General features: G+C 75.3%; 10 protein-coding genes. 8 read left to right on the forward strand and 2 right to left on the reverse strand.

Annotated elements, in window-relative coordinates; translation table 11 throughout:
• Positions 1 to 127: 127 nt before the first annotated feature.
• On the forward strand, positions 128 to 670 hold the full coding sequence (locus tag BXY45_RS00305; RefSeq protein WP_170131237.1) for an FtsB family cell division protein: 543 nt from the start codon (positions 128 to 130) through the stop codon (positions 668 to 670).
• Complete coding sequence (locus tag BXY45_RS00310) at positions 667 to 1221, forward strand: DUF501 domain-containing protein (protein WP_109772311.1); 555 nt, start codon at positions 667 to 669, stop codon at positions 1219 to 1221. The genes BXY45_RS00305 and BXY45_RS00310 overlap by 4 nt, the downstream gene beginning before the upstream one ends.
• Before the next feature lie 60 nt (positions 1222 to 1281).
• Here the strand turns inward: BXY45_RS00310 and BXY45_RS00315 are convergent, their stop codons facing one another.
• A complete protein-coding gene (locus tag BXY45_RS00315) occupies positions 1282 to 2976 on the reverse strand; it encodes a sensor histidine kinase (RefSeq protein ID WP_109772312.1) in 1695 nt (564 codons plus the stop codon).
• 232 nt (positions 2977 to 3208) lie between these two features.
• Between BXY45_RS00315 and BXY45_RS00320 the strand changes: the two genes are divergently transcribed.
• The 4 genes from BXY45_RS00320 to BXY45_RS00335 are packed head-to-tail and all read left to right on the forward strand — an operon-like array spanning position 3209 to position 8488.
• Positions 3209 to 3583 (forward strand): response regulator transcription factor, encoded by a 375-nt coding sequence (locus BXY45_RS00320; RefSeq protein WP_109772313.1) that lies wholly within the window; start codon positions 3209 to 3211, stop codon positions 3581 to 3583.
• Positions 3580 to 4818, forward strand: a complete 1239-nt coding sequence (locus BXY45_RS00325) for a HEAT repeat domain-containing protein (RefSeq protein ID WP_109772314.1) — start codon at positions 3580 to 3582, stop codon at positions 4816 to 4818. Before BXY45_RS00320 ends, BXY45_RS00325 begins: the two co-directional genes overlap by 4 nt.
• Positions 4815 to 6416 carry a glycosyltransferase family 2 protein gene (locus BXY45_RS00330; protein ID WP_211319108.1) on the forward strand — a complete coding sequence of 534 codons (1602 nt, stop codon included), beginning with the start codon at positions 4815 to 4817 and terminating at the stop codon, positions 6414 to 6416. The genes BXY45_RS00325 and BXY45_RS00330 overlap by 4 nt, the downstream gene beginning before the upstream one ends.
• Before the next feature lie 20 nt (positions 6417 to 6436).
• Positions 6437 to 8488 (forward strand): ATP-binding protein, encoded by a 2052-nt coding sequence (locus BXY45_RS00335; protein WP_146211026.1) that lies wholly within the window; start codon positions 6437 to 6439, stop codon positions 8486 to 8488.
• Between the two features lie 74 nt (positions 8489 to 8562).
• Here the strand turns inward: BXY45_RS00335 and BXY45_RS00340 are convergent, their stop codons facing one another.
• Entirely contained in the window at positions 8563 to 10128 is a 1566-nt protein-coding gene (locus tag BXY45_RS00340) for a phytoene desaturase family protein (protein ID WP_172601908.1), read from the reverse strand.
• A 52-nt stretch (positions 10129 to 10180) separates the two neighbouring features.
• Between BXY45_RS00340 and BXY45_RS00345 the strand changes: the two genes are divergently transcribed.
• Positions 10181 to 11155 (forward strand): Ppx/GppA phosphatase family protein, encoded by a 975-nt coding sequence (locus BXY45_RS00345; RefSeq protein WP_109772647.1) that lies wholly within the window; start codon positions 10181 to 10183, stop codon positions 11153 to 11155.
• 13 nt (positions 11156 to 11168) lie between these two features.
• Complete coding sequence (locus BXY45_RS00350) at positions 11169 to 12026, forward strand: CPBP family intramembrane glutamic endopeptidase (RefSeq protein ID WP_211319109.1); 858 nt, start codon at positions 11169 to 11171, stop codon at positions 12024 to 12026.
• Positions 12027 to 12100: the final 74 nt, after the last annotated feature.

A 12100-nucleotide genomic window follows, 5' to 3' on the forward strand; every position in this document is an offset into this window, starting at 1 on the left:
GCATCCCGTGCCGGCTGAGAGACTGGCGCCCGTGGCCCCCGCGAGACCCTCCTCCCGGGGCGAGACCACCGGCAGCCGTCCGGGCGTCCGCCTGCGCCGGCGTCCCGGCCGTGCACCGGGGGAGCCGGTGAGCAGCCGCCCTGCGCCTGCGGCACGCCCCCGCACCACCGATCCCAACTCCGGTGACCGCCGGCGAGGCCTCACCACGCGCGGCGCCGCCCTGCTCGCCGTCGGCCTCGTCGCCGCAGCCTCGCTGCTGGGCCCCGTGCGCGCGTGGGTGGAGCAGCGGGCCGAACTCGCCGCCCTCCACGAGGACATCGCCGCCCGTGAGCAGCGCGTGGCGGAGCTGACGGCCGAGTCGGCGCGCTGGGACGACCCCGCCTACGCCGCCACCCAGGCACGGGCGCGGTTCGGCTACCTGATGCCGGGTGAGACCGGCTACACCGTGCTGGGGGCTCCCGCCTCCACGACGCCCAGCACCGCGGTGGCGGCCCCCACGGCGACGGCCACCCCGAGCCCCGCCTCGCTTCTCGACAGGGTGCGCTCCGGCTTGGGGCTCGAGGAGCAGCCGGCGTCCACGCCGTCCGTGACTCCCGCCCAGATCGCCCCGTCCACCGGCTCGGCCGCCCCGGCCACGCCGGTGCCGTCGGCCACACCGGAGGCCTCGTGAGCACCGTTCAGCCCAAGTCACAGCCCGAGTCGCAGCCCCATCCCGATCCTGCTGTCGGAGGGCTCGCCGAGGATGACCGCGAGGCCGTCCGCCGCCAGCTGGGGCGCCCGCCGCGCGGAGCCGTCGGCGTCGCCCACCGTTGCCCGTGCGGGCGGCCCGACGTCGTCGCCACCGCCCCTCGGCTCGAGGACGGCACCCCGTTCCCGACCACCTTCTACCTCACCTGCCCGCGCGCGGCGTCGCTCGTGGGAACCCTCGAAGCCTCCGGCCTCATGCGCGAGATGGCCGGCAGGCTCGAGGGCGACGACGAGCTCGCCACCTCCTACCGCGCCGCGCACACCGACTACCTCGCCCGCCGCGGTGAGCTGGAAGCGCATCTCGGTGAGGTCCCGGAGATCGCCGGAGTCTCTGCCGGGGGGATGCCGGAGCGCGTGAAGTGCCTTCACGCCCTGCTCGGGCACGCGCTCGCGGCGGGGCCGGGCACCAACCCCCTGGGCGACGAGGTCCGCGAGGCGCTCGGCCAGTGGTGGGCCGAGGGCCCCTGCGCCTGACTCTCATCCGCACTTGCCGCGGAAAGTGCGGGAAGGACGGCGAGCGAGGGCGGTCAGGATTCAGGGGCGGGGGAGGCGTACCCGCACGGTGAGACCGCCGCCGGGCGTCTCGTCGAGGGCGATGTGCCCCCCGTGACGGGCGACGATGCGCTGCGCCGTCGCGAGTCCCAGACCGTGCCCGGGGGCACCTCCACGGCGGTGCGTACCGCGCTCGAAGGCGCGGAACACCGCGGTGCGCTGGTCGAGCGGCACGCCGGGACCGCGGTCGGCGACGGTGATCTCCCACTCGTCGGCGTCCTCGCGCACGGCACATGTGACGTGTGCCGGCTCTCCGGGGCGCGTGAACTTCAGGGCGTTGCCGACGAGGTTGGTGAGCAGCTGGTGCAGCTGCACCGGGTCGCCGGTCACCTCGGCCGCGCGGCTCGGCGAACTGGTGGAGGCCGGGGGAAGGACGACGACGGCGTCGCCGGGCACGGCGAGGTCGGCGAGCACCGCCTCCAGCAGGGCCCGCACCGCGACCGGTTCGCGGCGCACCTGGTCAGGGGCTCCCACGCTGGCGTACGCCAGCAGCGCCTGCAGCAGCGAGGCCATCCGGCCGGCGCTGCGCCGTGCGGTGGCGCTCCACGCGGCGGCGCGGGCGTCGCCGCGCGCCTCGGCGTCCTCCTCGAGTACCTCGAGGTACCCGTCGACCACGGTGAGAGGCGAGCGCAGGTCGTGCGCGGCGATCCCGGCGAACGCCTCCAGCTCGGCGTTCGACCGCTCGAGCTCGGCCTGGGCCTCGCGCTCGGCGGTGACATCGGTGAGAGAGGCGACGACGCCGACGCGCGCGCCGCTCGCCGTCGTCAGTGCCCGCGTGCGGCACACGCAGGTGACCTCTGCGTCTCCACCGCTGGAGGTAGCGGAGGAGGCGGCGAAGACCACTTCCGTACGCGTCTCGGTGCCGGAGTCCAGCGTGGCCAGCAGCGGCCCTCGTACCGCGGCGAGCACGGTGCCGGCCGTGTCGGTGCACAGCGCTGTCGTCGCAGCGCGTGCCGCGGCGGTCGCGTCGAGCTCCTCGGGTAGGCCGGCCCATGCGCGCACGATGGGGTTGAGCACCGTCACGCGACCGGCGCCGTTCAGGGCGACGACGCCGACGTCGGCGGTCTCCAGCACCGCCTCGAGCAGGTCGTGGCGATCTTCGAGGCCCGCCTGCGCCACGGCGACGCGCTGGTCCGCGGCGGCGACCGCGGCGGCCAGACCCCCGAGTGACCGTTGCTGGCGCTCGGCGAGCAGCATCCCGGAGGCCAGGTTCGCGAGGTCGGACAGTGCCTCTTCGCGCTCCGCGTCCGCGGGGTGCGGCACCTCGTCGCGGGCCAGCAGCACACCGAGCAGCCGGCCCTGCGGGCCGAGCACCGGCACCGCGGCCACGGCCCGGGTGCGGGCGATGCGGCCGTCGACCCACGGATTGCTCGCCAGGTGCGGCAGGGCGGCGGCGTCCGGGAGGTGCACGGCGCTGCGGCGCTCCGCGGCGGCGAAGGCCAGCGAGGTCGGCAGCAGTTGCTCGGGGAGCTCGATCGATGCCCACGGCCAGCCCGTGACGGCGCGGACGCGGCGCAGCAAGGCCGCGCGGGAGCGGCTCGTCCCCGTCGTCGCCGGCGTGGTCGCTGTCGTCGCCACAGCCGTCGTGGGCAGGGTCGTCACGACGGGGGCAGCGACCTGGCGCGGCAGCGGGAGGCCGGCGGCGGTCGCTCCCGGCTCGACCGGCCTGCTGGGCACGCGCGCCTCCTGCTCGGGTCCAGGGCTGAGCTCCGGGTCTGAGGCCCAGGTCTGAGGTCCAGCTGCGGCCCTCAGCCGCACCGGGGTGGCCCAGTCTCTCCTGCGCGGCAGCACCGCTCGGGAAGGCGCGCCGTCACCCGTTCGGCTCAAGCTCGCAGTGATCGCTGCCGATGGGCGGGAAGACGCCACACCGGGACCCGCCAGGGCTCCCGCCGCCCAGACCGGAGGCCCCATGACCACAGTCCTCGTCGCGGACGACGACCTCGACATCCGCGAGCTCGTCGCGTTCAAGCTCGCCCAGGCGGGCTACGAGGTGCGGTCTGCGCCCGACGGCGCAGCGGCGCTGGACCTGGCCCGCGCCGGTGGCGTGGACATCGTCGTCCTCGACCTCATGATGCCGGGCCTGTCGGGCCTCGACGTGTGCGCCGAGCTGCGCCGCCAGGAGGCCACCGCCGACCTGCCGGTCATCATGCTCACCGCCCGCGCTCAGGACCAGGACGTTGCGAGCGGGTTCGCCGCCGGCGCCGACGACTACGTCGTCAAGCCGTTCAGCCCCCGTGAGCTCGTCAGCCGCGTCCAGGCCGTGCTGGGGCGGACTCGCCCGTGACGTTCTTCGCCGTCGTCGTCCTGGGGCTGGTGCTCGTCTCCGCCCTGGTGCTGGCGCTGGCAGTCTCCATCGCCGCGGTGCGAGGGCTGCGCGCCCGCCGCGAGGCCCACCGGCGCGCCGTCGCCGAGCCGCTGCGTCCGCTGCTGCTCGAGGTCGCCGTGGGGGAGGGGGAGGACGCCGAGGCGGCCGCCGACACCCTCGCGGCGCTGGACACCGCCGCCTGGCGGACCGTGGAGCCCGCCGTGCTCGCGGTGCTCGGCAAGGTCCGCGGTGACGGACAGCGCCTGCTCGTGGAGCTGCTCGCGGTGCGCGGGGTCATCACCCGTGAGCGCGGGCGGTTGCACGCGCGCGGCGCTGTCCGTCGCGCCGCGGCCGCGGAGCTGCTGGGGGCTGCCGCGTACGCGCCGGCGGTACCGGAGCTGGCGGCGTTGTTGCACGACGGGGATCCGGAGGTGCGGCTCGTGGCGGCTCGCGCGCTGGGTCGCGCGGGCGCCCCCGGTGCGGTGGGGATGGATGCCGGCGACGGCGTGGGACAGGCGGCGTCAGCGCTGCTCGCTGCCTTGGCGGGGCAGCAACCGGCGGCACCGCCGGACGTCGTGGCGCGTTCGTTGATGCTCCTGGGCGCTCCGGCCGCCGGGGCATTGCGGGCCGCGCTGGGCGCGCCGAGCGCCCTGGAGCGGCTCACGGCCGCTGAGGTGCTGGGACGGCTCGGAGTCGCCGCCGCCAGCCGGGACCTGGAGGAGATCGTGCTGCGTGACCCCTCGGACGTGGTGCGCGCTCGCGCCGCGACGGCGCTGGGGCGCATCGGGGCGCCGTTGGCGGTGTCCGCGCTGCGCGCTGCGACCAGCCCCACGGGCGCCGCGGCGGTGCGTCGCGCGGCGGTGGTGGCCCTCGGTGAGGTGGGTGACCCGGTGGCGCTGCGCTGCCTGTGGAGCCTGCTGGACGACGGCGACGCGCACGTGGCCGACGGTGCCGCGAGCGCGCTGCTGGCCCTCGGGGCACCCGGTGTGCGGGTACTGGCGGAGGTCGCGTCGCAGGAGCAGGACGGCTCCCCGGGGGCGGTAGCCCGCGCCCACGAGGTGGTCGCCTGCGCCGTCCTGGCCGAGGTGCTGCCGCCGTTGCTGGTGGACGAAGTGGACCGGGTGCGCCGCGCGGCGGCGACTCGTGCGGCGGTCGTGTCTGTTCCTGGTGCCGGTCCGGCGACCGGTGCTGAGCTGCTGGGGGTGGGCGCGTGAGCTGGGTGGACGTGCTGCAGCTCGAGCTGCTGGGGGGCACGGTGCGGGGGACCGTTGCGGTGCTCGTCCAGGTGCTGGCGCTGCCGGTGCTCCTCTACGTGCTGGCCATCAACTCCAGCTACCTCGTGCTTATCGGCCTGGCCGGGGTGGACATGGTGCGCTACCTGCGGCGGGAGCGGATCCGCGGGGTGGAGGACGCGAGTGCCTCCCCGCTGACGCAGTCGGTGTCCGTGGTGATGGCGGCCTACAACGAGGAGGCCGGCATCGTCGGGTCGGTCAGCGCCATGCTGGCGCTGCGGCACCCGCGCCACGAGGTCGTCGTCGTCGACGACGGCTCCACGGACGCGACGTTCGCGCTGCTGCGGGAGGCCTTCGACCTTGTCGAGGTGCCCCGTCGGCTGCCTGACGACCTTCCCGTGCGTGCCCGCATCCGCAGCGTGCACGTGCCCCGCGGTGGCCGCTCGCCGCTCGTGGTGGTCCGCAAGGACAACGGCGGTCGCGCCGACGCCACCAACGTGGGTGTCAACGCGGCCCGTCACGACCTGGTCTGCTTTGTCGACGCGGACTCGGTGCTCGACCCCGACGCGCTGCTGACCGTTTCGCGGCCCTTCGCCGACGACCCGGTCCGCGTGGTGGCCACCGCGGGGGCCGTCCGCGCCGTCAACGGCTCCACCCTCGTCGGTGGTCGTGTCGCCGACGTGCGGATGCCGCGCGGCTGGACGGCTCGGTTCCAGGTGGTGGAGTACCTGCGGGCGTTCTGCGTCGGCCGCGCGGGCTGGTCGCGGATGCAGTCGCTGATCCTCATCTCGGGCGCGTTCGGCATGTACCGCCGCGACGTGGTGGTCGAGGTCGGCGGCATGGACACCTCGTGCATCGGGGAGGACTTCGAGCTGACCCTGCGCCTGCACCGCCACATGCGCCGGACCCACCGCGAGTACCGCGTGGTGTTCGTGCCGGAGCCGGCCAGCTGGACCGAGGTGCCGGCGACGCGCACTGTCCTGGCCCGGCAGCGCCGCCGCTGGCAGCGGGGGCTCGCCGAGACGCTGTGGCGCCACCGCGGGATGATCGGTAACCCCCGATACGGCCGGATCGGCCTGGTGGCCCTGCCGTACTTCGTGCTCTTCGAGCTCGTGGCGCCCGTCATCGAGCTCGTCGGTGTGGTGCTGGCTCCGCTCGCGGTGGCCTTCGGTCTGGTGCCGTGGCAGGCCGCCGCAGCGCTGGCGCTGCTGTGCTTCGGGTACGCGGCCATGGTCACCGTGGCGGCGTTGCTCGTGGAGGAGGTCTCCTTCCACCGGTCCCAGCGGTGGCGCGACCTCGGTCGGGGCCTGGTGGCCGCGGTGCTGGAGAACTTCGGCCACCGCCAGCTCACGGCGCTGTGGCGCGTGCAGGGCCTGTGGTCGCTGCTGCGTGGCCAGCGGCAGGTGTGGGGCGCCATGGACCGCCAGGGCCTCGCCGCCGGTGGTGCCGCCAGCGCGGGCACTGACGTCGTGGTGCTGCCGGAGACCCGCGGCGCCCTGCGGGCCAGTCGGGCTGACGGCACCGACCGCGCCGACCGCACTGACCGCACCGACCGGCCGCTGGCCGGAGCCGGCCGGTGACGGCGCTCCACCCGGGCGAAGTGCCTCCGTCCGAGGTGCGCCGGCCGGCCGTCGGGCTGGGCGGCTGGCTGGGCGGCTGGCTGGCGCTGCTCGTCGCGCTGCTCGTGCTCCTCGCAGGGGCTGGCACGACGGCGCTGCTGCTGGGCGACGTGCACCACGAGACCGCCACCCGCCTGGACGACCTGGCGCGGACCAGCACCTCCCTGGTCGTGGCGGCCTCCGACGCCGGCGCCGGGGACGGCGCCGCCGCCCAGCGGGCCGCCGTCGCGGTGCTGGGGGCTGAGTTGCGCGACCTCGCCGGCACCGACCTCGAGCGTGACGCGGTCGAGCGGGAGGTCACCGCCGCGCAGGAGTGGCTGCGTCGCGACGCCGGGGCCGCACCCCGCGAGCTGCTCGCGGCCCACGAGGCGCTGGTGGAGCAGGTCTCCGCCGAGCAGACGCGCCAGCGGGCCGAGCAGGCGCAGCTGCGCCACGCCTCCCTCGCCGTCGTCGTCCTCATCCTCGTCGGAGCCCTCGGCCTGACGCTGCTGCTGGCGGTGCGGGTTCGCCGCGGGCTGGTCGCGCCACTGGCTGACGTCGCCGCCGTGCTGGGGGCGCTCGCCACCGGCGACCACGCCCGCCGGGCCGACGCCGAGCGCGGCCCCGCCGAGGTGCGTGCCGTGGCGAGCTGGGTCAACGCCCTGGCCGACGAGGGGGCCCGCGTGCGTGCGGCAGGTGCGCGCTCCGCGGAGCTGCGGCGCCTGGCCAGCGAGGTCGGCAGGTTGGCCCGGGACCCCGTCGACCACGAGGCCTCCCTCGCGGAGGCCCTGCGCGTGCTCGGTGAGGGGCTGCGCGTCGACAGGATCTGGGTCCGCCTCTTCGACGCCGAGGACGCGGCCCCCTGGGGAGCCCGCACCCCGACACCCTCCGGCATGCATGACACTCCGGGCGGGAGCGCCATCAACGGTCTGCGCGGCAGCTGGGCCCGCGAAGGCGCGCCCGCGGTGGTCGAGGAGATCGGCGCCGCCGGCGAGGATTTGTCGCGCTGGCTGCAGGAGGTGTGGTCGAACGACGGGCACCTCGCCGTCCCCGACCTGCCCTCCTGCGTCGCCGACGGGAGCGCCGAGCCCGCCGCCCGTGACTTCTCCGAGCGCACCGGCGCGGCCGCCGTACTCCTCGTGCCCGTGGGCGCGGGAGAAGCAGCCCTCGGCGCCCTCACCGCGTTCACGCACGACGGACCCCGGGAATGGACGGACGAGGAGGTCACGCTCCTGCGGTCGGTGGCCTCCGACCTCGGGCGCGCAGCCGTCGTGCACCGGTTGCTGCAGGGCTCCGAGGCGCTCGTGGAGCAGCTGCGCGAGCTCGACGTCCGCAAGTCGACCTTCCTGGCCACCGTCTCGCACGAGCTGCGCACGCCGCTGACCAGCATCGCCGGGTACGTCGAGATGCTGCGCGACGGTGGTGCCGGGGAGATCGACGAGGACGTCGACAGGATGCTCGCGGTCGTCGAGCGCAACACCGTGCGCCTGCGGGTGCTCATCGAGGACCTTCTGGCGCTCTCGCACATCGAGGACGGCGCCCCGCGCGGCGTCCTGGAGGTCGTCACCATCGGTGACCTCGTGCGCGGCGTCGCCGAGGAGCACCGGCGCGCGGCTGCCGGGGCCGGGGTGGCCCTCGAGGTCGACGTCGACCTCGACGCCGAGCTCCTCGGCGCCCTCCGCGTGCACGGCGATCCCACCTCGCTGCACCGCGCGGTCTCCGGGCTGGTCTCCAACGCGGTGAAGTTCACGCCGTCCGGCGGGTCGGTGCTCGTGCGCGCAGCCCGCGACGGCGACCGCTGCGCCGTCGAGGTGGTCGACACCGGCATCGGCATCCCGCTGGCCGAGCAGGGTGGGTTGTTCACGCGGTTCTTCCGCGCGAGCAACGCCACCGCGCTCGCGGTGCCGGGCGCGGGGCTGGGGCTGACCATCGCTCGCTCCGTGGTGGAGCACCACGGCGGTCAGCTGCTCATCTCCTCCGCGGCGGGGTCCGGGACCACGGCGCGCGTGCTGCTGCCGGCGGCTGCTCTCGCGGAGGCCGTCGCAGCGGTGTGACACCTACCGCCCGGCACCTATCGCCGTGATCATGGGCAGTCGGCCACCTCCACGGGGTGGCCGACTGCCCATGATCACGGACGGGAGAGGGGGGCGCGGGCAGTGCGGACGAGGGCCAGCGGGTCGCGGCGGTCTCCGAACCGCTGCCGCAGCACCCGCCGCGCCGCGTGCACCCCGTTCATGCCGTGCACCGCGGGCCCCGGCGGGGTCGCCGCGCCGCACAGGTAGACGCCGTCCAGACCCGGCACCCGGTACGGGTCCCACCGCGGCAGCGGGCGCATCACCAGCTGCCAGGGCGTGACCGCCCCGGCCGCCACGTCGCCGCCGGGGATGCTCGGGTTCTCCGCGCCCAGCTCGGCGGCCGTCGTCGTCGTGCTGGCCAGCACGAGGTCGCGGAAGCCCGGCGCGAAGCGCTCGAGCTGCGCGGTGACGTCCGGCTCCAGGTCACGGCGGGACCCGCGCGGCGCGTGCGCGTACGTCCACAGCGTGTGCTGGCCGGCGGGAGCGCGGGTCGGGTCGACCACGCCCGGCTGCACGACGATGCAGAACGGTCGGCGCGGGTGGCGCCCGGCGCGCACCTCGCGCTCCGCCGCGCGGACCTCGGCGCGGGTGCCGCCCAGGTGCAGCGTCCCGGCCTCCGCCAGCCCGGGCGCCGTCCACGGCACCGGGCCCGAGAGCGCGTAGTCGACCTTGCACACCGCGCCGCCGTAGCGGTAGCGCCGCAGCTGCGCGGCCACCGATGGCGGGAGCCGGTCACCGGCGACGTCGAGCAGGCCGCTGGGGGCGAGGTCGAGCAGCACCGCCCGCGCCCGGGGAAGCTCACGCAGGGACCGGACCCGGTGGCCGAGCACCACGTTGCCGCCGAGCCGCTCCAGCTCGGCGACCATCGCGTCGGCCAGTGCCTGGCTGCCGCCGCGCGCCACCGGCCACCCACCGGCGTGTGCCATGGCCGCCAGGTAGAGCCCGGCGCCCGCAGAGGAGATGTCGCGCGGGTCGCCGATGTTGTGCGCCGACGCACCGGTGAGCAGTGCGGGCGCCTCGTCGCCGCGGAACCTCGCGTCCCACGCCGGGCTGCCCTGCTCCAGCGCCCGCAGCCCCAGCCGCATGGCCGTGGTGGCGGTGGCGGCGAGGCCCGTGGGGGAGCGAGGCACCGCGGGGAAGGTCCGCAGGTCGGACTGGGTCAGCGAGATGACCTTGGCGGTCCGCTCCACCAGGGGCCCCAGCAGCGAGCGCCACGCGGCGCCGTCACGGCCTAGCCCCTCCACGGTGCGCTCCAGACTCCGGTGGGCCAGGGCCGCGCGGCCACCGTCGAGCGGGTGGGCGTAGGGAACGGCCGGCTGCAACCACTCCACGCCCGAGGCGCCCAGGTCGAACGCGTCGAAGAACGGGCTCGCGGCGCCGGCGGGGTGGGCGATGGAGCAGTGGTCGTGCCGAAAGCCCGGCAGGGTGTTCTCCACCGTCCGCGTGCCACCGCCCGGCTGCGCCGCCTGCTCGTGCACCTGCACCCGCAGGCCCGCGCTGGCCAGCACCACCGCCGCCGACAGCCCGTTCGGCCCGGCGCCGACGACGACGACGTCGAGGTCGCCGCCACCGCGGTCGCTGCCGCCAGCGCCGTCGTCCGCGGGGGTGGAGGTGCTCACGTGCTCGAGGCTAGGCAGGTCCGCCAGGATGGCGCGCGTGGAAGAGACCCCGGTGGTGCGCGTAGCCGCGATCGACTGCGGCACCAACTCCCTTCGCCTGCTCGTGGCCGACGTCGTCCTCGACGGTGGGCAGGCCCAGCTGACCGACGTCGTGAGGACCATGGAGGTGGTGCGGCTCGGCCAGGGCGTCGACCGCACGGGGGAGTTCGCGCCCGAGGCGCTGGAACGCACGCTCGCGGAGACCGCACGGGTGCGGGACCTGCTGGTCGAGCACGGGGTGCCTCGCGACGCCGACCACGTGCGGTTCGTGGCGACCTCCGCCAGCCGCGACGCGCGCAACGCCCACCTGCTGGTCGACGGCGTGCGCGAGCTGCTGGGCGTGGAACCCGAGGTCATCACCGGGGCGGAGGAGGCGTCGCTGAGCTTCCTCGGTGCCACCGGTGAGCTGCACGGCCAACGACCGGGGCCCTACCTCGTCTGCGACCTCGGCGGCGGCTCCACCGAGCTGGTGCTGGGCGAACAGGACGTGCTGGCGGCCCGCTCCGTCGACGTTGGCTGCGTGCGCCTGCACGAGCGGCACGCGCTGTCCGACCCACCGACGCCGGATCAGGTCGAGGCGCTCGTCGCCGATGTGCGCGCCGCGCTCGACGTCGCCGAGGCTGAGGTGCCCCTGGGCAAGGCGCACACGCTTGTCGGTGTCGCCGGCACCGTGACCACCATCGCCGCGTACGTGCAGCGGCTGCCCACCTACCTGCCCGAGCGCATCCACGGCGCGGTGCTGCCCGTGGACACCATGCTGGCCGCGTGCGACGAGCTGGTCGCCATGCCCCGCGAGCAACGGGCCGCGCTGCCCTTCATGCATCACGGCCGTGTGGACGTCATCGGAGCCGGTGCGCTGGTCTGGCGCGAGGTGGTGTCGCGCGTTGCCGATCGGACCGGCATCGTGGACGTGGTGGTCAGCGAGCACGACATCCTCGACGGCACCGCACTCGCCCTGGCCCGCCGCGCGGCGGGTACCTCCCCGTGACGACAGCGACGTGATGACAGCGACGACCAGGACGACGACGGCGACGACGGCCGCGCCCGACCCGGCGCGCCCCGGCGGAGCGCTGCGGCTGCTGCCGTCGGTGCTGCTCGCGGCCTCGGGCGTGCTGCTCTTCGCCTTCCAGGTGCGCCCGGAGGGCTGGGCGGTGCTCGTGGCGGGCGTCGTCGTCGCTGCTCTGGTGGGTCGGAGGGAACGGTCGTCCTACGGTCGGGACCACCTGCTCGCCGCGACCGGCCTGTGCATGATGAGCCTGGTGCCGGTCACCACCGACATCTCCTGGGCGCACATGACCACCATGGGCGCGGCGATGGTGGCGGCGGTCGGGGTGCCGTACGCGCTGTCGCGCTGGGCCTTCCGCGACCACGCCATCATGTTCCCGGTGGCCACCGGACGGCGGTGGAACCGCTTCGAGTGGTGGTGGCTGGCGGCTGTCGTCGTCCTCGGGTGGACCGCCCTGCCGTTCTACCTCATCACCAGTGGCGTCTACGAGAACTGGCCCGCGGCGCGCACACCCGACGAGCTGTTCCGACTCTTCTTGGGCACGAACGCGCTCGGCATCTGGGACGAACTCTTCTTCATCTGCACGGTCTTCACGCTGCTGCGCCGCCACCACCCGGTCTGGCTGGCCAACCTGCTGCAGGCGGTGCTGTTCACGGCGTTCCTCTACGAGCTGGGGTTCCGCGAGTGGGGGCCGCTGCTGGTGTTCCCGTTCGCGCTCATCCAGGGGCTGACGTTCGCGGTGACGCGGTCGCTGAGCTACGTGGTGGCGGTGCACCTGACCTTCGACGCGATCCTCTTCATGGTGCTCGTGCACGCCCACACGCGGGAGTGGTTCCCGCTGTTCCTCTACTGAGCGAGCACTGACGCGGGCGGCCGGGGTGCACCGAGATCGCCGGTGTGGCGCTCTGGAAGGTAGTGCGCATCGCG

Origin of the sequence: Quadrisphaera granulorum (genome assembly GCF_003149145.1) — a bacterium.
GTDB classification, from domain to species: domain Bacteria; phylum Actinomycetota; class Actinomycetes; order Actinomycetales; family Quadrisphaeraceae; genus Quadrisphaera; species Quadrisphaera granulorum.